We start from the raw sequence: 17,508 nt of genomic DNA, 5'->3' as shown, positions 1-17,508 counted from the left end.
GCGGGGAGATTTCTCTCCGTGCGGAGTAAAATAATTAATTATTTGAGGAACACTCAGCTACTAACTTCAATGCGACTCTTCGAGCCTCGCTATCAGCCAGCAGCACATCGGAAAGACTTGTATCGCTTCCTTGGACTACAATATCCATTGTCCGCTCAACTGTCTCGGCAATTTGCAGAAAATCTATTTGATCAGCAAGAAATGCATCAACTGCTACTTCATTTGCAGCATTGAGAACCGCCGGACAAACTCCTCCTCTATGCAGAGCTCTAAAGGCAAGCTGCAAGGCCGGGAAGCTGGCATTGTCGGGTTCCATAAATTGGAGACTAGCGCATTGCGATAATTTAAGCGGCTGCAGGCTTAACGGCAAGCGCTCCGGATATGAAAGAGCATAGGCAATGGGAATGCGCATGTCAGGGATACCCAGCTGCGCCAGAACCGATCCATCTTGGTACTCTACTAAAGAATGGACGATAGATTGGGGATGAACAACCACCTCAATAGCATTGGCATCGACATCAAAAAGCCATTTTGCCTCTATGACCTCAAGCCCCTTATTCATCAAAGTAGCGGAATCAATAGATATTTTCCTACCCATGCTCCAGTTCGGATGAGCAAGCGCCTGCTCCTTGGTGACCTTGCGCAGGTGATCTCTCTTCAAGCCACGAAACGGTCCTCCGGAAGCAGTCAAAATGATTTTCTTTAGATCTTTTTTTTGCCCGGCCTCAAGAGCCTGGAAAATGGCTGAATGCTCGGAATCGATAGGTAGCAACTTTGCGCCACTTTCCTTTATCGCAGCCATAACAATTTTCCCGGCCATAACAAGCGTTTCCTTGTTCGCAAGGCCAATATCCTTGCCAGCCCTAATTGCCGCAAGCGTCGGTAATAATCCTGCAGCACCGACAATTGCCGAAACCGTAAATTGGGCCTTTTGATAAGCGGCAACGAGGATATTTCCCTCATCGCCAAAAACTATGGAGGTACGGGTATTCTTTTGCAGTAAATCGTGCAACTCCCGGGCGCATCGTTCGTCGCTTACCGAAACAAGCTGAGGTCGAAACTCCTCAATTTGTTCTGCAAACCTTTGCACATTGGTTCCAGCGGCCAATGCCACGATTTTGTATCGTTCTGGAAATTCCCTGACTACAGAGAGGACATTGACTCCAATAGAGCCGGTCGAACCGAGCAGGGAAATGTGTTTCATCTCAATCCCGATAGAGCCAAAATATAATACAGCGCCGGAACCACAAAAAGAAGCGAGTCAACCCGGTCAAGAATACCTCCGTGACCGGCCAAACATCGGCCAGAATCCTTGGTGCCTGTTCCTCTTTTAATGATCGATTCCGTAAGATCACCAAGAATGCCAACAAGAGCTAGAATAACGGCAATCGCTGCAAGATAGCACAAGTTTACCGTAGGCAAGAAAAAATGAGCGAAACCAAGGCCAGCAACTAGGCCCGCAACCACTCCACCCACTGCACCCTCAACTGTCTTATTAGGACTGATATTCGGACAGAGTTTTCTCTTTCCAATCGCCCTGCCAACGAAATAAGCACCTGTATCTGACCCAGAAGTGATAGCGGTGCCAACAATAAGCCACGAACCGCCATCCGGTGAAAACCTCAATAATACAAGGTGTGCTCCCAAAAGCCCCAGATAGAATATTCCAAAAACAAGTCGACAGAAAAAATTAAAATTATCTTCTAAATCTTTATAACGATAGAGAAAATAACAAATGATAAGAAAAAATGAGCAGAGCAGAACTGGAGCAATGATTGCGAGTTGCGGGTATAGACAGACAGATGCAATGGGCGCCGTCAAACAAATGTTTAGGCCCCAACGCTCAATGATGTGAATGTTTCGGGCATCAATCATCCGGAGATATTCATCTCCCGCCCAAAAAACAATCAATGAGGCGATAAAACCAAAAAGTTGAGGTGATCCCTTTAAAAGCAGAAAAAACCAGAGACCAGCGATGAGAAGCCCGGGGACTACACGTTTGTTCATGTTTTATTCTTTTTGCAGTTGTTCCCCAGTGCGACCGAATCGTCTCTCCCGCATCTGATAATCACTGAGTGCCTTGAGAAAAACATCTTTCCTGAATTCCGGCCACATGACGTCGGTAAAATATATCTCGGCATACGACAACTGCCAAAGAAGAAAATTCGATAACCTCGCTTCTCCACCGGTTCGTATGAGAAGGTCGGGATCAGGAAGACCGCAGGTATCAAGATTTTCTGTTACGGTTCTTTCAGATATTGCCGAAAAATCAATCTTGCCATCAAGGCATAAACCACAGATCTTTCTTACCGCTCGCACGATCTCATCACGGCCACCATAGCTAAGCGCCAAATTGAGAGTAAGCTTTGAATTTCCAGAAGTTTCAGCAATAACTCGGGCAAGTGAATTGCGAACCGCCTCTGGCAAGCGATCTCGATCGCCAATCGACATAAGCCTGATGTCGTTTTCTTTCATACGAGGCAATTCTGAATCAAGATAGCGTTTAAGGATGGACATAAGTCCAGTGACTTCCCGAGAGGGGCGCTGCCAATTCTCTGAAGAAAAAGCATAAAGGGTAAGATATCTAATACCAATTTCCCTGCAGGTTTCAACAATATCACTGACTGAATCGGCACCAACTTTATGTCCATACAGTCTTGGTTTTTTCTGCCTCTTTGCCCACCTGCCGTTTCCATCCATGATAATTGCGACATGGCGAGGAAGATGTTCAAACTCAATAGGTGTGCCAGACATAGATTATCCGTAGATGCAGAAACAATAAACCATTGACTAAAAAAAAATCTATTTATAATTCCAGTATTAGAAGGATAGGCTGCTCATTGGCAAAAGTTGGGTTACTGCAATTACAAGAATGCCAGGTTCAAAATTGCAAAGCACAAAAGCCCCAGATTACACTTCAAGTACTTCATTTTCTTTCGCAGCTGTTGCATCATCAATCTTCTTGATATACGCGTCTGTTTCGAGTTGCGCTTCATCCTGAAATTTAAACAACTCATCTTCAGAAATTTCTTTATCTTTCTTTTGCTTTTTTAAGATATCGATAGCTTCACGGCGAAGGTTACGTACCGTTACTCGAAACTCTTCAGCAATTTTTTTAACGGATTTGACAAGCTCCTTACGGCGCTCTTGAGTTAACTGCGGGATATTCAGACGAACAACCTTGCCATCGCCTATCGGATTAAGCCCTATGTCCGATTTCAAGATTGCTTTTTCTATCGCCGGCAACATTTGTGGATCCCAAGGCTGTATAACGATGAGCCTACTCTCGGGAATAGTAAGACTGCCTACTTGATTAAGAGGCATAGAGCTACCATAGGCTTCGACGTGGATTCCATCAAGAATTGCAAGAGAAGCCCTTCCGGTACGCACCTTTGACAATTCTTTTTTAAAGGAGTCAAGACTCTTATCCATCTTGTCAGCCATTTCAAAAATAACATCACTCATGGTACCTTCCTTTATTAAGAAAAAAGGCTCAATCTCAAGTTTAAGCGGTAATGAGCGTACCGACATTCTCGCCCTGAGCAACACGAAGAATATTCCCTGGAACCGCCATATTGAGAACCATAATAGGGAGGTTGTCTTCCTTTGCCAATGCAATTCCGGCGGCGTCCATCACTCGTAATCCTTTCTGTAATACTTCATCGTACGTAAGGCTTTCATACTTAACTGCGCTTTTATCAAGAAAAGGATCGCGATCATATACTCCATCAACTTTGGTTGCCTTAACAACAATTTCGGCATCAATCTCCAGGGCTCTAAGAACACCGGCGGAATCAGTGGTGAAATAAGGGTTACCAGTTCCTGCGGCAAAAATAACTACACGACCTTTTTCCAGATGCCTAGTAGCTCTCCTACGAATATAAGGTTCAGAAACCGACTGCATAGGTATTGCGGACATCACCCTAGTGATAACGCCAATTCTCTCTAGCGCATCTTGCATGGCAAGACTATTCATAACAGTCGCCAGCATGCCCATATTGTCAGCAGTTGTGCGATCCATGCCCTTACTTGCCCCGGCTACTCCTCTGAAGATGTTGCCGGCACCTATCACCAAACCCAATTCCGCTCCTGCAGCAACCACCTCTTTTACTTCACTGGCAACAAATTCAAGAACCTGAGTGTTGATACCAAAAGAATCTCCGCCCATGAGAGCCTCACCACTTAGTTTCAATAACAATCGGTGGTATTTTAACTTTCCTGTCATTGTGGCTTCCTCAAGATAAGTTTGGACGAAAACAACAACTATATCATCGAAATGATGAGACCCTTGTCAGCAGTACAGCTATCTCATTCCGTACCAACTTGAAATCGAGCAAATCTTTTGATAGAGATATTTTCACCCATCTTACCGATCAACTCATTGAGTAGGTCCTGAATCGACAAATCTGGATTTTTCACAAAATTTTGCTCAAGAAGCGCAACTTCGGCAAGAAATTTCTCGATTTTGCCGGTCACCATTTTCTCAACAATCGCTGCAGGCTTACCTGACTCTAATGCCTGTTGCACGAAAATATCTTTTTCCCTCGCTACAACAGCTGCTGGGACCTCATCTCTGCTGATCGAGATAGGGTTGGCGGCGGCAATATGCATGGCGATATCTTTAGCAAATTCACGAAAATCTTCGTTTTTGGCAACGAAATCTGTTTCACATCCGAGTTCAACCATAACTCCGAGTTTCCCTCCGGCATGAATGTACGTGGCGACGACACCCTCGCTAGTGGCTCTATTTGCACGTTTAGCTGCAACTGCAAGACCTTTTTGCCTGAGCAAATCTACAGCCTTTTCCATATCACCATTGGTGTTTTCGAGGGCCTTTTTGCAGTCCATCATTCCAGCTTGAGTTTTATCCCTCAGATCCTTTACCATCTTCGTAGTAATGGCCATGGAAAATCTCCTTTAATATTTTAAATTCCTATTGTTTCTTCCCTTGCTCCGAAGTATCCCAAGCATGCACAAATAAAATCGCTGTCTTCAGATACGAAAAAGGGGCGGTCCTGGGACAGCCCCTCATAAGAACGACAATTGATAAGTTTGTCCTGCAGGAATCTTCGATATTTTAAGTCCTACTCATCAATCTTATCTGAGGCATCCGCCATCTCTGTCCCAGCATCACCCATTGCTGCGGCAACTGCATCTTCAGATGCTTCATCGCCGTCACGCATTGCTTGTCCAGCGAGAACCGCCTCGGCTATGTGGTGACTAATAAGACGAATTGATCGTATAGCATCATCGTTACCTGGGATGAGGAAATCAATCCCATCGGGATCACAGTTTGTATCGGTAATAGCAACAACAGGTATACCAAGCTTGACCGCTTCGCTGACTGCTATATCCTCTTTTCGCGGATCAATAACGAATATCACGGAGGGCAGACTGCGCATATCTTTTATGCCACCAACATTTCTCTCAAGTTTAACCCTTTCCTTTTCCATTATAAGGATTTCTTTCTTGGGGAAGCGGTTTATCGATCCATCAGCTTGCATCGATTCAATGGACTTCAATCGATCAATGCTATTTTTAATGGTCTGAAAGTTAGTAAGCATACCACCAAGCCAACGATGATCGACATAATACATGCCACACCGTCGTGCTTCTTCCCTTATAATTTCTTGCGCCTGTCGCTTGGTACCGACAAAAAGCAGAGTACCACCACGCTTGATTTCTTGTGAAATAAAATCATACGCTTTTTCAAAAAGACGCTTGGTAATGTCCAAGTTTATAATGTAAATCCCGTTACGAGGACCGTAAATAAAGGATTTCATTTTGGGATTCCATCTTCTTGTTTGATGTCCAAAATGGACACCAGCCTGCAACATATCGCGAACCGTTACATTTGTCATACTTTCTCCTTTACTGGTTTGATCCTCCATCTTCAGTAATCATTCAACATCCAATTCGATGTCGAACAACACCAGCTTAATGCGAAGATGTGTGTGATTGGAAAATATTTTCCTAATTCTAACCTAAAAACTGAACATCGTCATGTACCATGAAATCTGGTATTATGCAACGATGTATGTATCTTTACACGTTTTCCGTTATTTTTTTATTAGCGAGCTTACTCCGGAAAAAATAAGCTTCAGCCATTCAAAACCAAACTTTAATAACTCACAATCGTCTTTTTCTATATTGCGCCTCACATCTTTTTCAAGTTGAAAATAACCTATAAGCCTGTTCTTTTGAGAAAATCTTCTAAATTCGTCAATGTTATAACATACTAAAAATGCGAGCTGCTGCTTTTCACCTGCGGCTCCTTCACCTTTCCATGGGTTGGTTGAAAAAAGTGTATCAATTTCTGTCCATAAGTCGTTTATAAGGTTATGTTCGAACAATTTTTGATTTCTTATCCAGCTATTCACGCTGTGTGTTCGTTTCTCACTATGGCCTAAGCAATAGGAATGTGAAGTTTTAAAATAAAAATCTCGGGCAAATCTATCTTCTCGATTTCTCTCCACCGCTCTTTCTAAAGGATAAGTCCTGCATGCAGTTGGCCGATCAGGATAAACGTTGCACCCAGAGTCAGAAAGAAAAGGGCAACTCTTAGATTCATTGTCGGCAAGCTTTAATTTTACCGTAGGGAAAAATGGATTATCTCCCTGGACAAGAATAGTATGCCTTCTAAGAAATTCACTTGAGTCAATATTTAGTGCAGTCTTCATTCTTATAATGTCGTATGGATATAAAATCATATCTACATTTCGACAACACAAGGTGAAACACTCTAAGCCTTTATGGCATTCAAAATTAAAAACAGTATCGCCAAGTGGTACCATCCCATCCGGGAACTGTTTATTTTCTGACATATAGCTATCTCCCGCTTACAATATCTCAAGCTTAAACAAAAAAAAAAGCTGGAAGGAACTACCGTTCCTTCCAGCTTTCATGCTGTTTCATATACTCTCAGCTTTCTACTTTAGGAGGCTCTATAACCTCTTCATACCCAACTAGTTCAAAGATAGCCATCCCCGCAGCATCCCCTTTTCTTACACCTGTCTGAAGGATACGAGTATACCCACCATTTCTTCCAGCAAATTTGTCCTTAATTTCAGTAAACAACTTTTCAACTATTGCTTTACTGCGAACATAGCCCAAGGCTTGCCTTCGGGCATGCATATCACCTCTTTTAGCAAGAGTTATGAGCCGCTCAGCAATTGGTCGAACCTCTTTTGCCTTTTCAGTAGTTGTAATAATACGCTCATGTTCAAAAAGTGATGAAACCATATTTCTAAACATCGCTAATCTGTGTGAACTGGTTCGACCTAATCTTTTCCCGGCTTTTCTATGTCTCATTTCTCAACCTCAATTTCTACACAATATCAATATTGGTATGTAAAATTCTATCATTTACTTTTAAAATTTTTAAGCCTTGCTTTCTTCCTTATCACCACGATGACTAGGTGGAACCCAATTATCAAATTTCATACCTAAAGTGAGATCCATTTCAGAGAGTAACGCTTTAATTTCATTAAGAGACTTCCGGCCAAAGTTCTTAGTTTTCAACATTTCCTGATCTGTTTTCTGAGCTAAATCACCAATAAAATTAATATCAGCATTTTTCAAACAATTGGCAGACCGTACAGACAGTTCGAGATCCTCAACCGGTTTATCCAGGAAAGGATTAAGTGGCTCATTATCTCTCCCGGACTCAGAGGGAACATCTGGCTCAGCACCTTCTTCATCAAAGTTAATAAAGATTGACATCTGCTCTTTGAGAATTTTTGCAGCGTAGGCAAGTGCGTTTTCAGGTCTTAGACTGCCATCAGTTTCAATTTCAAGAGTAAGCTTGTCATAATCAGTTTGCTGACCAACCCGTGCTTGGGATATCACATATTGGATTTTCTTGATGGGAGTGAAAATGGCATCAATAGGAATTTGCCCAATCGAAAGATTTTCTTTATCCATTTTTTCAGCCGGCTGATATCCTTTTCCCCACTCAACTGTTAATTCAGCATGAAAATTAATTGGCCCTGTGAGAGTACAGATAGCTTGATCACCGTTCATTACCTCAACATAGCCAGAAGAGTTGATGTCTTTTGCATACACAGTACCCGGACCAGTTTTTTCAATAATAACCTTACGTGGCTCAGCGGAAAGGAGTTTCAGCCTCACTAACTTCAGATTGAGAATAATTTCGCTCACATCCTCAAGAATGTCCTTCATCGAGGTAAACTCGTGAAGAGCTCCTTCTATTTTCACTGAGGTAATAGCCGCACCTTGGATAGAAGAAAGAAGTATCCGGCGCAGTGAATTACCAATCGTTGCGGCAAATCCTCTCTCTAGAGGCTGACATATGAATTTACCGTAAGTATCAGTGTGCTTCTCCTTATCAACCTCAACTTTTTCGGGCTTTATAAGCTCATTCCAATTGCGGTGAAATGGAATTTTTTCATCAGCGGCTTGAGTCATGGAATTCCTTCTTTACTTATCGTCTTTCGTTTCTGTTGGTGTAACGCAAACTCTGCTCTAATTTACCGCCTGAAACGTCTATGTTGTACTCTTCTTACATCATTAGAGTTTTTAGCGATCAGTCAGACTGACGATTTTGATTATTTTGAATAGAGTTCAACGATTAGTCTTTCTTGGATGGGCATCGTTACCTCTTCTCTATTGGGAAGAGCCTTCAGGGTGGCTTTAAAATTGTCTTTATCCAGTTCAAGCCAACTTGGTACTCCCCTCCTGATGACCGCCTCAAAGTTTTCAACAATCATTGAATTAGCACGACTTTTTTCTTTTAGTGAAATGACATCCCCAGAAGAAACTAAGAAGGAAGGAATGTTAACTTTTCGTCCATTCACCAGAATGTGATTATGACGAACAAGTTGCCTAGCCTGATTTCGCGAAGAAGCAAAGCCAACACGAAATACGGTATTGTCTAGCCTCCTCTCGAGCATAACGAGCAGATTCTCGCCAGTTACTCCACGCTGTTTTTCAGCCTTTTCGAAAAACAGTCGGAATTGCCCCTCGAGCATACCGTACATGCTCTTTACTTTTTGTTTTTCTCTTAACTGCACAGCGTAATCAGATTGCTTCTTAAATTTAGCCTGGCCATGTTGCCCAGGGCCAAATGCCCTTCTTTCAAAGGAGCATTTATCTGAAAAACATCGATCACCTTTCAGAAACAACTTCAAGTTTTCCCTTCTGCAACGACGACATGCAGCACCAATATTTCTAGCCAATTTTGGCCTCCATTTTTATTATGTGTAGAACAATCTTAAGTACAGTCGTTATACTCGACGACGTTTTGGAGGTTTACATCCATTGTGCGGAACAGGGGTTACATCGTAAATACGGCTGACTTCTAATCCTGAAGTTATCAATGCTCGCAGCGCCGCCTCTCTGCCAGGCCCAGGTCCTTTTACCTTCACCTCCACTTTCCTCATTCCAATGTCAGTGGCCTTCTTTGCAGCGTCTGTGAGAGCATTTTGAGCAGCAAAAGGAGTCGATTTTCGTGAACCTTTAAAACCTAATACACCAGCACTACACCAAGAAACAACGTTACCCTGCTTGTCGGAAATGGTGACAATTGTATTATTAAAGGTTGAGTATATAAAAACTATACCTTCAGGAATATTCTTTTTTACCTTTCTCTTTTTAGCGACAGCCATAGAATTATACCAAGTAGAAGTTCAATTATTTACGACGAGCAGCACCTTTACGAGGGCCTTTCCTTGTTCTCGCATTGGTTTTTGTTTTTTGCCCCCTGCAGGGTAACCCCATTCTGTGTCTCCTGCCGCGATAGCAACCAATATCTGTCAAGCGTTTAATGTCCATGGAAACCTCACGCCTACGGTCTCCTTCAACAACATACTCATCTTCAATAACTTTACGGATCCGATTAACATCGTCTCCACCAAGATCATCACTGCTCATGGTATACGGAAGATCGACTTTATCTAAAATCTTCCGGGCAGTCACTAACCCAATTCCGTGAATATACGTTAAAGCCCGATCCATGTGTTTATTTTTAGGAAGATCAATTCCTGCTATACGTGCCAAAGTATTTCTCCTTAAAAGAAGTAGGTGTGTTTTAAAAAATATATCAATTTATCCCTGCCTCTGTTTATGTTTTTTTACTTTGCAGGATACGCGAACAATACCATTACGCTTAAATATCTTACAGTCACTACAGATTTTTTTTACCGATGCGCGTACTTTCATGATCGACAAACTCTCTATTTTTTCTTTTTAGCGGTTTTTGCCCGAAACGTTACCCTTCCCCGATTTAAATCATATGGAGAGAGTTCAATTGTTACTCTGTCTCCTGGCAGTATCTTAATAAAATGCATACGCATCTTCCCGGAAATATGTGCGAGCACCTTGTGTCCATTATCTAACTCAACACGGAACATTGCGTTTGGCAATGGTTCTATAATGGTGCCTTCAACTTCAATTGCTTCTTCTTTTGCCATGGAGTATCCTGAAAAATCAAAGTCCCAATTAAAAGGGGATTAATATAATACAACATCTTGCAAATGAGAAGTAATTTCTTCAGTTGCCATCGGTTTTCCCAGAGCTAAGAATAAGTGGGCCAGACTCTGTGACCGCAACCGAATGCTCAAAATGTGCGGACGGCTTTCTATCACTCGTCACTACAGTCCAGCCATCCCTCAGTACTTTTACCCTATGTGTACCAATGTTAACCATGGGCTCGATAGCTAGAACCATTCCGGCCAGCAACCGTATTGTTCTTTCGCCCTGATAAAAATTTGGAATTTCGGGTGGTTCGTGCAGAGCCTTTCCAATTCCGTGCCCAACAAACTGCCTTACCACAGAAAAACCATGTCCTTCGACATAGTCTTGTATCGCCTTTGAAACATCGCTAATTCTGTTACCTACAACCACTTTTTCTATGCCCTTATAAAGGGACTGCCGTGTCACTTCAATCAATTTATTGACATCGTCACTTATGCCCCCGACAGGAATCGTAATAGCCGAATCTCCAAAGTATCCTTTATAGCACACACCAAAATCAACGGAGACAATATCCCCCTTCTTTAATTTCTTTTTCCTCGAAGGGATGCCATGAACGACCTCTTCATTTACAGATAGACACAAGCTCCCAGGAAAGCCACGGTAGCCTTTGAATGCGGGTACTGCACCATACTTATAACAATGATCTTCTGCAATCTTATCAAGATCCCAAGTCGTAATCCCAATATCAACGCTTCTTTCAACAATTGATAGGATTTCAGCAACAATCTGGTTGGCCTCCTGCATAACGATAATTTCATCAGCAGTTTTAAGAACGATATTTTGGAAATTTCTCTCTTCCGTTTTTGAAGAAAACACCTCTACCTACGTCCTTTAATTTTACCTTGCTTCATAAACCCTTCATAATTACGCATGTGAAGGTGTGATTCTATCTGTGCTATTGTATCTATTGCCACTCCGACAACAATCAGTAACGCAGTGCCACCAAAATAGAACGGAATATTGAATTTCGAAACCAGTATCGTTGGCAAAATACAAACAGAACTCAAATAAACCGCTCCGACAACAGTAAGCCTTGTGAGAACCTTATCTATAAATTCTGCCGTTTTCTTCCCTGGCCGTATTCCCGGAATAAACCCACCATGTTTCTTAAGATTTTCCGCTACATCATCCGGTTTAAACGTTACAGCAGTATAAAAGAAACAAAAGAACACAATCATACCTACAAAAAACATATAATAGTAGATCGTCCCTGGCGACATAGCGGCAGAAGCTCTCTGTACCCAATCTATCTGAATGAAGCTTCCAATAGTAGCTGGGAACATCATAATTGAAGACGCAAAAATAGGTGGTATAACACCAGAAATGTTGATTTTGAGTGGCAGGTGAGAGCTTTGCCCACCATATACCCTTTTCCCAACAACTCTTTTCGCGTATTGAATTGGAATTCTTCTTTGAGCAGTTTCACAGAAAACAATTAGCGCTACAATGATGAACATAAAAAGAATGAGGAACGGAACAAAGAATAATGCAATTTCTCCGGCTTTAATAAGCTGCATTGAGTTAACAATGGCTGAAGGAATACCAGCTACAATTCCTGCAAAGATTATTAAAGAAATGCCATTGCCAATACCCCTTTCTGTCATTTGCTCACCAAGCCACATGATAAAGGCAGTACCTGAAGTCAAGGTAAGCACTGTCATCAGTTTGAATTGTAATCCGGGATTGAGGACGATCGCTTCTCCTCCCGGTCCTGCCATCCCCTGCAAGCCTACAGCAATAAATGTTCCCTGTATAATACTCAGCAGTACAGTTCCATACCTCGTATACTGTGTTATTTTCCTTTGACCTGATTGACCCTCTTTTTTTAAAGCCTCAAGCTGAGGAATAACAACTGTCAATAGCTGGATAATGATCGATGAGCTTATGTAAGGCATTATCCCAAGTGCGAAGATTGAAAAGTTCTCTAATGCGCCTCCAGAAAACATGTTAAACATCCCAAACAAAGTTCCGGCTTTTTGTGAGAAAAAAGCGGCTAAGGCTTCACCATTTATGCCTGGTGTGGGAATTTGAACACCGATTCTATAGACTGCTAGCATTATAATCGTGAACAATACACGTCTACGCAGCTCAGGAATATTTGCAGCACTCTGCAATCCACTCATCATTAATACCTTAGATATTTTTCACGGGACATGAAAAGACCTGGAAAAAAAGTTAAAAAACTAGGACCTATGCAACTGATTTCTCACTGATTACAGTGCCGCCAGCTGCTATGATTTTTGCTTTTGCTGATTCACTTATTTTTCCAATTTGAATTTTAAGAGGTTTGGTTAGCTCACCATTTGCTAGCACCTTAACATTAACACCGTGATCAACTATCTTGGCAGCTATTAGGGTATCTATAGTAACAATACTCTCTGAATCCAGTGAGTTGAGTTGACTAAGTGAAACCAATACGAATTGCTTCTTAAAAATATTCGTAAAACCACGTTTGGGAAGACGCCTTTGTAGCGGCATTTGTCCTCCCTCAAAACCAGGTTTGACTCCCGATCCAGATCTCGCCTTAAAACCTTTGTGCCCTCGACCGGCGGTCTTACCATGTCCGCTCCCTGGCCCCCGACCTAGACGTTTCCGCTGCTTTTTTGATCCAACTTGGGGAGATAGGTTAGCTAAGGTCAACATGTTAATTCTCCTCTATACGCACAAGATGCGATACTTTTCTAATCATTCCTCGAATTGCAGGAGTATCCGTTCTTGTCACTGTCTTGTTCAATTTAGTGAGCCCAAGTCCGGTTAAGGTTGCATTGACCCTCTCTGTACCACCAATGCCACTTTTAACAAGGGTAATAGTAATAGTATCAGACATTTGACTACCTTCTCTAGCGAAAATTTTACTTAATCTGCAATCTGCAAATACCTCACAGTAAGGCATACATACATTAAACAGACATTTCTTCTAAGCTTTTTCCACGCAAATCTGCGATATTCTTTGCAGTTCGTAATTCCATTAATCCAGCTAAGGTTGCCTTAACCATATTATGTGGATTATGTGAACCGAGACATTTTGTAAGAATATTTGAAACACCAGCTGCCTCAAGAACAGCACGAACCGGCCCACCAGCAATTAACCCTGTGCCAGCCGAAGCAGGTTTGAGAAGCACTTTCCCCGATCCAAATTTTCCTACTATCTGATGAGGAATTGTCGTTTCAGTTAATGAGATAGAAGACATACTCTTCCGCGCTTGCTCAACACCTTTCCGTATTGCTTCTGGTACTTGATTGGCTTTTCCTAAGCCATATCCAACCTTACCGTTGCCATCTCCAACAACGATAATTGCACTAAAGCTAAATCTTCTGCCGCCTTTAACCACTTTAGCTACACGGTTAATGAAAACAATCTTCTCTATCAGCTCCTCAGTAGCCACACTTTTGGAACGTTTAAAATCAGACAAGGGACACCCCCTTAATAATAAAAGTAATTAAAAATCAAGACCGCCTTCACGAGCACCTTCAGAAAGCGACTTTACTCTGCCATGATACACTGAACCACCACGATCAAAGGTAACTTTACTAATCCCAAAAGCTTTAGCTCTCGCAGCAAGGTCAATGCCTACTTTCTTGGCAGCGGCAGATTTACCTTTTTCTTCACCCAAATCAAACTGCTTATCGACAGTAGACATCGACACAAGTGTATGTCCAGCCACATCATCAATAAGTTGTGCATATATATGTTTGTTACTTTTGAAGACACGCAATCTAGGCCGTTCGCTCGTACCAGAGATTTTCTTCCTGATTCTTCTGACTCGCTTTGCCCTTGCAATTGTCGATGGATTTGTCTTAGCCATTACAGTTTACCATTCTATGATTTTTGCCTTTGCAGATGCCACTGACTATTTGGTACCTGATTTGCCGACTTTCCTAACGATATGCTCATTTTCATATCTGATGCCTTTACCTTTATAAGGCTCAGGTTTGCGAATCTGTCGAATCTTAGAAGCAGTGAGGCCAAGCAATTCCTTATCGATAGACTGGAGGACAATTTTTGTGTTACCTTCGACTGTAGCCAACACATCTTTCGGAAGAGAGTAGTCTTTGGGGCTTGAGTATCCTACATTTAATGTAAGCACAGACCCATCCACACTCGCTTTATATCCGACTCCTTCAATCATAAGAACTTTCTGAAATCCTTCGGCAACACCAACAATCATATTATTAATCAGAGTTCGCGTAAGCCCCCTAAACGCGTTAACTTTAGGGCTATCAGTTCGAGTCTTAACGTTAACTACGTTTTCCTGAAGCTCGATTTCTATTTCGGAATTCACAGTGCGGCTCAAACTACCTTTCGCTCCTGTTACCATAATCTGTTGCCCAACAAGGGCAATTGTCACTCCGTTTGGAACCGGAATGGGTTGTTTTCCAATTCGAGACATATCATCCTCCGTTATTCGTGGGTCTACCAGACCTCACAAATTATTTCCCCACCAGTATTCAGAGCTCTAGCCTGCTTATCCGTAACCACTCCCTTTGATGTGGAGATAATTGCAATTCCAAGTCCATTCAATACTTTCGGAAGATCGTCGACTTTAGTGTACTTCCGTTGGCCAGGTTTGCTTATTCTTTTTAAACCAGTTATTACCGATTCTTTTTTAGGCCCATACTTAAGATCAATCGTTAAAGTACCTTGAACTAGATCATTCTTGACCCGAAAATCACGAATATACCCCTCGTCTTTAAGCACCTTAGCAACATCTTTTTTCACAGTAGACAAAGGCATCTCTACTGAATCAAACTTCACCATTACTGCATTTCTTAATCTGGTCAGCATGTCTGCCAGTGGATCGCTCATTGACATAGCGAACACTCCTTATAGTTCAGAATAGTAGCGCACAAAAAGCTAATTAATGAGAGTCAATTTACCAACTGGACTTTGTAACTCCAGTTATCTCACCACTTGACGCAAGTTTACGAAAGCAAATCCTGCAGACACCAAATTTCCGAATAAATGCCCTCGGTCGTCCACAAAGTGGGCATCTATTGTATTGTCTCACTGAAAACTTTTGTTTCCTCTGTGCTTTTGCAATTATGGATTTCTTAGCCAAACCGACCTCCAAATACTTATTTATATTCGTCTGATATTGCTATCTATTTAATCTATTTCTTGAATGGCATACCCATCAGCTTAAGAAGAAAAGCCCCCTCTGCGTCTGTTTTTGCCGTGGTTACTATAGTTATATTTAGACCTTTGATCTTATCAATTTTGTCGTAATCTATTTCTGGGAAAATAATCTCTTCCTGTATCCCCATAGAAAAATTACCTCTACCATCAAAACCTTTGGACGACAATCCTCGAAAGTCACGAACACGAGGCAAAGCAATATTTACTAATTTGCTATAAAAATTATACATTTTTTCGCCGCGAAGAGTAACGCAGCAACCGATAGGCATGCCTACTCTTAACTTGAAGGTTGCAATCGATTTTTTTGCCTTGGTAATCACAGCTTTTTGCCCAGCAATCATGGTGAGTTCATTAGCTGCACCTTCAACAATTTTAGGATTTTGTACAGCCTCACCTAATCCCATATTGAGAACAATTTTCTTAATTTGAGGAATTTCCATGACGTTTGTATAGCCAAACTCCTCTCTGAGTGCAGGTACGCACTCATTAATATACATTTCTCTAAGTGCACCCATTTATATACTCCTAACGTATCCTTTTTACCTACTTTGCCTTGCTTTTGCTTTCGATTGTGGCACCACAATTTTTGCAACATCTAATCTTTGTACCGTCGTCAAGAATTTTCTTTCCGATTCGACCTGTTTTAGTACATTCAGGACAGATAAGCTGAAGGTTGGAAACATGAATAAGCGCTTCTTTCTCGACAATCTGCCCTTGCTGGTTCATCTCTCGAGGTTTGGTGTGCTTCTTGATCATATTTATCCGCTCTACCAAAGCCTTATCTTCATCTTTCAAGACTTTGAGAACCTTGCCAACCCGACCCTTATCTTTTCCTGTTATGACTTCCACCTGATCATTTTTTTTCAGGTATGTTTTGCCCTGTCTCATTGATATACCTTCTTCAATCATTTTTCAAAATCCCATGCGGGGACACAGGATGGCTAAAGTGCCTCAGGCGCTAAAGAGATGATTTTCATAAAACCCTGATTTCTTAACTCTCTTGCGACTGGCCCGAAAATACGTGTCCCTACTGGTTCGCCAGAGGAAGCAAGCATAACAGCAGCGTTGTCATCAAACCTTACCCAAGTGTCATCAGCCCGTTTTATTTCTTTTTTAGTTCGAACAATGACGGCTTTCATGACGTCACCTTTCTTTACCTTTGCGTTGGGAATCGCTTCCTTCACAGTTACAACTATTACATCTCCAATAGTTGCATATCTTTTACCGGTACCACCAAGAACTCTAATACAGAGTACCTTTTTAGCTCCGGAATTATCAGCCACATTAAGCACTGTCTCTGTTTGAATCATAATTTCACCTGATATCTCTTCCTAAACATATAAAAAGTGGGCAGTCTTAAGTATTCGCAAACCTATCCTGCTTGTTCCAGTATAGTCTTTACCCGCCACCTCTTTCTTTTGCTTAGTGGGCGACACTCTTCTATGAGTACGACGTCGCCAATATTACAAGCATTTTGCGGATCATCTGCCAGGTATTTAACGCTAGTTTTCATAAACTTTCCATAGAGTTTATGTCTAACTTTTCGCTCTACCCGAACGACAACGCTTTTTTCCATTCTGTTGCTTATTACAGAACCCGTTCTTGTCTTTCTAGTTGTATTTAGATCACTCATAGTTTAGTCAATTAGTGGTTTTAATTTAGAATCTGACTATATACGTTCATATTTAAAATACTTGCAATCATCTTGCAGATTGCTTCTCGATAGTCGAGATTCTCGCAATGTCTTTTCTAATTTTCTTTAGTTTGGAGGTATCTTCTAAAGGCCTAATACGATGCTTGAAAGAAAGGTTCCCCAATTCATCTCGCAGTTCCTTTAAGGCTTTCGTTAGATCCTCAGCAGACATCTTCCGAATTTC

General features: G+C 41.7%; 29 protein-coding genes. All 29 read right to left on the bottom strand.

The genetic code is table 11. The annotated features are described in order from the left end of the window. Positions 1–34: 34 nt before the first annotated feature. The 29 genes from OEL83_19785 to rpmC all read right to left on the bottom strand — a co-directional run bounded on the left by OEL83_19785 (position 35) and on the right by rpmC (position 17,496). Complete coding sequence (locus OEL83_19785; protein MDK9709285.1) at positions 35–1,204, bottom strand: 1-deoxy-D-xylulose-5-phosphate reductoisomerase; 1,170 nt, start codon at positions 1,202–1,204, stop codon at positions 35–37. Further along, positions 1,201–2,007: a phosphatidate cytidylyltransferase gene (locus tag OEL83_19780; GenBank protein ID MDK9709284.1), complete on the bottom strand. Its 807-nt coding sequence runs from the start codon at positions 2,005–2,007 to the stop codon at positions 1,201–1,203. Before OEL83_19780 ends, OEL83_19785 begins: the two co-directional genes overlap by 4 nt. Positions 2,008–2,010: 3 nt before the next feature. Continuing rightward, positions 2,011–2,754 (bottom strand): isoprenyl transferase, encoded by a 744-nt coding sequence (locus OEL83_19775; GenBank protein ID MDK9709283.1) that lies wholly within the window; start codon positions 2,752–2,754, stop codon positions 2,011–2,013. Between the two features lie 156 nt (positions 2,755–2,910). After that, positions 2,911–3,465, bottom strand: a complete 555-nt coding sequence (gene frr, locus OEL83_19770) for a ribosome recycling factor (protein ID MDK9709282.1) — start codon at positions 3,463–3,465, stop codon at positions 2,911–2,913. Between the two features lie 40 nt (positions 3,466–3,505). Then, positions 3,506–4,225: a UMP kinase gene (gene pyrH, locus OEL83_19765; GenBank protein ID MDK9709281.1), complete on the bottom strand. Its 720-nt coding sequence runs from the start codon at positions 4,223–4,225 to the stop codon at positions 3,506–3,508. Positions 4,226–4,308: 83 nt separating this feature from the next. Then, complete coding sequence (gene tsf, locus OEL83_19760; protein MDK9709280.1) at positions 4,309–4,905, bottom strand: translation elongation factor Ts; 597 nt, start codon at positions 4,903–4,905, stop codon at positions 4,309–4,311. Between the two features lie 179 nt (positions 4,906–5,084). After that, complete coding sequence (gene rpsB, locus OEL83_19755; protein ID MDK9709279.1) at positions 5,085–5,861, bottom strand: 30S ribosomal protein S2; 777 nt, start codon at positions 5,859–5,861, stop codon at positions 5,085–5,087. A 198-nt stretch (positions 5,862–6,059) separates the two neighbouring features. Further along, on the bottom strand, positions 6,060–6,824 hold the full coding sequence (locus tag OEL83_19750; protein ID MDK9709278.1) for a YkgJ family cysteine cluster protein: 765 nt from the start codon (positions 6,822–6,824) through the stop codon (positions 6,060–6,062). A 97-nt stretch (positions 6,825–6,921) separates the two neighbouring features. Further along, positions 6,922–7,311 (bottom strand): 50S ribosomal protein L17, encoded by a 390-nt coding sequence (rplQ, locus tag OEL83_19745; protein MDK9709277.1) that lies wholly within the window; start codon positions 7,309–7,311, stop codon positions 6,922–6,924. A gap of 69 nt (positions 7,312–7,380) precedes the next feature. Then, positions 7,381–8,427: a DNA-directed RNA polymerase subunit alpha gene (locus tag OEL83_19740; protein MDK9709276.1), complete on the bottom strand. Its 1,047-nt coding sequence runs from the start codon at positions 8,425–8,427 to the stop codon at positions 7,381–7,383. A gap of 140 nt (positions 8,428–8,567) precedes the next feature. After that, the gene (rpsD, locus tag OEL83_19735; protein MDK9709275.1) at positions 8,568–9,197 is read right to left on the bottom strand and encodes a 30S ribosomal protein S4; all 630 of its coding nucleotides are present in this window, start codon (positions 9,195–9,197) and stop codon (positions 8,568–8,570) included. A gap of 48 nt (positions 9,198–9,245) precedes the next feature. After that, complete coding sequence (rpsK, locus tag OEL83_19730; GenBank protein ID MDK9709274.1) at positions 9,246–9,626, bottom strand: 30S ribosomal protein S11; 381 nt, start codon at positions 9,624–9,626, stop codon at positions 9,246–9,248. 25 nt (positions 9,627–9,651) lie between these two features. Continuing rightward, positions 9,652–10,017, bottom strand: a complete 366-nt coding sequence (gene rpsM, locus OEL83_19725; GenBank protein MDK9709273.1) for a 30S ribosomal protein S13 — start codon at positions 10,015–10,017, stop codon at positions 9,652–9,654. A gap of 48 nt (positions 10,018–10,065) precedes the next feature. After that, positions 10,066–10,179, bottom strand: a complete 114-nt coding sequence (gene rpmJ / locus OEL83_19720; protein MDK9709272.1) for a 50S ribosomal protein L36 — start codon at positions 10,177–10,179, stop codon at positions 10,066–10,068. A gap of 14 nt (positions 10,180–10,193) precedes the next feature. Then, on the bottom strand, positions 10,194–10,430 hold the full coding sequence (infA, locus tag OEL83_19715; protein ID MDK9709271.1) for a translation initiation factor IF-1: 237 nt from the start codon (positions 10,428–10,430) through the stop codon (positions 10,194–10,196). A gap of 79 nt (positions 10,431–10,509) precedes the next feature. Then, a complete protein-coding gene (gene map / locus OEL83_19710) occupies positions 10,510–11,310 on the bottom strand; it encodes a type I methionyl aminopeptidase (GenBank protein MDK9709270.1) in 801 nt (266 codons plus the stop codon). A 2-nt stretch (positions 11,311–11,312) separates the two neighbouring features. Beyond that, a complete protein-coding gene (secY, locus tag OEL83_19705) occupies positions 11,313–12,617 on the bottom strand; it encodes a preprotein translocase subunit SecY (GenBank protein ID MDK9709269.1) in 1,305 nt (434 codons plus the stop codon). Positions 12,618–12,684: 67 nt separating this feature from the next. Then, complete coding sequence (rplO, locus tag OEL83_19700) at positions 12,685–13,137, bottom strand: 50S ribosomal protein L15 (protein ID MDK9709268.1); 453 nt, start codon at positions 13,135–13,137, stop codon at positions 12,685–12,687. Position 13,138: 1 nt separating this feature from the next. Continuing rightward, positions 13,139–13,321, bottom strand: coding sequence for a 50S ribosomal protein L30 (gene rpmD / locus OEL83_19695; GenBank protein MDK9709267.1), 183 nt, complete (start codon positions 13,319–13,321; stop codon positions 13,139–13,141). Positions 13,322–13,394: 73 nt separating this feature from the next. Continuing rightward, a complete protein-coding gene (gene rpsE / locus OEL83_19690; GenBank protein MDK9709266.1) occupies positions 13,395–13,907 on the bottom strand; it encodes a 30S ribosomal protein S5 in 513 nt (170 codons plus the stop codon). A gap of 27 nt (positions 13,908–13,934) precedes the next feature. Continuing rightward, the gene (rplR, locus tag OEL83_19685; GenBank protein ID MDK9709265.1) at positions 13,935–14,300 is read right to left on the bottom strand and encodes a 50S ribosomal protein L18; all 366 of its coding nucleotides are present in this window, start codon (positions 14,298–14,300) and stop codon (positions 13,935–13,937) included. A 45-nt stretch (positions 14,301–14,345) separates the two neighbouring features. After that, positions 14,346–14,885 carry a 50S ribosomal protein L6 gene (gene rplF / locus OEL83_19680; protein MDK9709264.1) on the bottom strand — a complete coding sequence of 180 codons (540 nt, stop codon included), beginning with the start codon at positions 14,883–14,885 and terminating at the stop codon, positions 14,346–14,348. 23 nt (positions 14,886–14,908) lie between these two features. After that, a complete protein-coding gene (gene rpsH, locus OEL83_19675) occupies positions 14,909–15,307 on the bottom strand; it encodes a 30S ribosomal protein S8 (protein ID MDK9709263.1) in 399 nt (132 codons plus the stop codon). 61 nt (positions 15,308–15,368) lie between these two features. Beyond that, positions 15,369–15,554 (bottom strand): type Z 30S ribosomal protein S14, encoded by a 186-nt coding sequence (locus tag OEL83_19670; protein ID MDK9709262.1) that lies wholly within the window; start codon positions 15,552–15,554, stop codon positions 15,369–15,371. A 52-nt stretch (positions 15,555–15,606) separates the two neighbouring features. Continuing rightward, on the bottom strand, positions 15,607–16,146 hold the full coding sequence (gene rplE / locus OEL83_19665; protein ID MDK9709261.1) for a 50S ribosomal protein L5: 540 nt from the start codon (positions 16,144–16,146) through the stop codon (positions 15,607–15,609). Between the two features lie 28 nt (positions 16,147–16,174). Then, entirely contained in the window at positions 16,175–16,519 is a 345-nt protein-coding gene (rplX, locus tag OEL83_19660) for a 50S ribosomal protein L24 (protein MDK9709260.1), read from the bottom strand. Between the two features lie 53 nt (positions 16,520–16,572). Then, on the bottom strand, positions 16,573–16,941 hold the full coding sequence (gene rplN / locus OEL83_19655; GenBank protein ID MDK9709259.1) for a 50S ribosomal protein L14: 369 nt from the start codon (positions 16,939–16,941) through the stop codon (positions 16,573–16,575). A gap of 62 nt (positions 16,942–17,003) precedes the next feature. After that, positions 17,004–17,264 (bottom strand): 30S ribosomal protein S17, encoded by a 261-nt coding sequence (rpsQ, locus tag OEL83_19650; protein ID MDK9709258.1) that lies wholly within the window; start codon positions 17,262–17,264, stop codon positions 17,004–17,006. 67 nt (positions 17,265–17,331) lie between these two features. Continuing rightward, positions 17,332–17,496, bottom strand: coding sequence for a 50S ribosomal protein L29 (rpmC, locus tag OEL83_19645; protein MDK9709257.1), 165 nt, complete (start codon positions 17,494–17,496; stop codon positions 17,332–17,334). Positions 17,497–17,508 lie beyond the last annotated feature (12 nt).

The organism is Desulforhopalus sp., from assembly GCA_030247675.1.
Lineage (GTDB): Bacteria > Desulfobacterota > Desulfobulbia > Desulfobulbales > Desulfocapsaceae > Desulforhopalus_A.
The sequence above is the reverse complement of the archived record's forward strand: the minus strand, read 5'-3'. Positions and strand labels throughout refer to the sequence as shown.

Excerpts from the sequence above, each read along its gene's own strand:
- rplO (MDK9709268.1), bottom strand. The coding sequence starts at position 13,137 with ATGTTGACCTTAGCTAACCTATCTCCCCAAGTTGGATCAAAAAAGCAG.
- rpsK (MDK9709274.1), bottom strand. The coding sequence starts at position 9,626 with ATGGCTGTCGCTAAAAAGAGAAAGGTAAAAAAGAATATTCCTGAAGGT.
- rplN (MDK9709259.1), bottom strand. The coding sequence starts at position 16,941 with ATGATTCAAACAGAGACAGTGCTTAATGTGGCTGATAATTCCGGAGCT.
- secY (MDK9709269.1), bottom strand. The coding sequence starts at position 12,617 with ATGAGTGGATTGCAGAGTGCTGCAAATATTCCTGAGCTGCGTAGACGT.
- OEL83_19740 (MDK9709276.1), bottom strand. The coding sequence starts at position 8,427 with ATGACTCAAGCCGCTGATGAAAAAATTCCATTTCACCGCAATTGGAAT.
- infA (MDK9709271.1), bottom strand. The coding sequence starts at position 10,430 with ATGGCAAAAGAAGAAGCAATTGAAGTTGAAGGCACCATTATAGAACCA.
- rpmD (MDK9709267.1), bottom strand. The coding sequence starts at position 13,321 with ATGTCTGATACTATTACTATTACCCTTGTTAAAAGTGGCATTGGTGGT.
- rpsQ (MDK9709258.1), bottom strand. The coding sequence starts at position 17,264 with ATGAGTGATCTAAATACAACTAGAAAGACAAGAACGGGTTCTGTAATA.
- tsf (MDK9709280.1), bottom strand. The coding sequence starts at position 4,905 with ATGGCCATTACTACGAAGATGGTAAAGGATCTGAGGGATAAAACTCAA.
- rpsH (MDK9709263.1), bottom strand. The coding sequence starts at position 15,307 with ATGTCAATGAGCGATCCACTGGCAGACATGCTGACCAGATTAAGAAAT.
- OEL83_19775 (MDK9709283.1), bottom strand. The coding sequence starts at position 2,754 with ATGTCTGGCACACCTATTGAGTTTGAACATCTTCCTCGCCATGTCGCA.
- OEL83_19750 (MDK9709278.1), bottom strand. The coding sequence starts at position 6,824 with ATGTCAGAAAATAAACAGTTCCCGGATGGGATGGTACCACTTGGCGAT.
- rplX (MDK9709260.1), bottom strand. The coding sequence starts at position 16,519 with ATGAGACAGGGCAAAACATACCTGAAAAAAAATGATCAGGTGGAAGTC.
- rpsB (MDK9709279.1), bottom strand. The coding sequence starts at position 5,861 with ATGACAAATGTAACGGTTCGCGATATGTTGCAGGCTGGTGTCCATTTT.
- rplQ (MDK9709277.1), bottom strand. The coding sequence starts at position 7,311 with ATGAGACATAGAAAAGCCGGGAAAAGATTAGGTCGAACCAGTTCACAC.
- rpmJ (MDK9709272.1), bottom strand. The coding sequence starts at position 10,179 with ATGAAAGTACGCGCATCGGTAAAAAAAATCTGTAGTGACTGTAAGATA.
- OEL83_19785 (MDK9709285.1), bottom strand. The coding sequence starts at position 1,204 with ATGAAACACATTTCCCTGCTCGGTTCGACCGGCTCTATTGGAGTCAAT.
- rplR (MDK9709265.1), bottom strand. The coding sequence starts at position 14,300 with ATGGCTAAGACAAATCCATCGACAATTGCAAGGGCAAAGCGAGTCAGA.
- OEL83_19780 (MDK9709284.1), bottom strand. The coding sequence starts at position 2,007 with ATGAACAAACGTGTAGTCCCCGGGCTTCTCATCGCTGGTCTCTGGTTT.
- pyrH (MDK9709281.1), bottom strand. The coding sequence starts at position 4,225 with ATGACAGGAAAGTTAAAATACCACCGATTGTTATTGAAACTAAGTGGT.
- rplE (MDK9709261.1), bottom strand. The coding sequence starts at position 16,146 with ATGGGTGCACTTAGAGAAATGTATATTAATGAGTGCGTACCTGCACTC.
- rpmC (MDK9709257.1), bottom strand. The coding sequence starts at position 17,496 with ATGTCTGCTGAGGATCTAACGAAAGCCTTAAAGGAACTGCGAGATGAA.
- frr (MDK9709282.1), bottom strand. The coding sequence starts at position 3,465 with ATGAGTGATGTTATTTTTGAAATGGCTGACAAGATGGATAAGAGTCTT.
- rplF (MDK9709264.1), bottom strand. The coding sequence starts at position 14,885 with ATGTCTCGAATTGGAAAACAACCCATTCCGGTTCCAAACGGAGTGACA.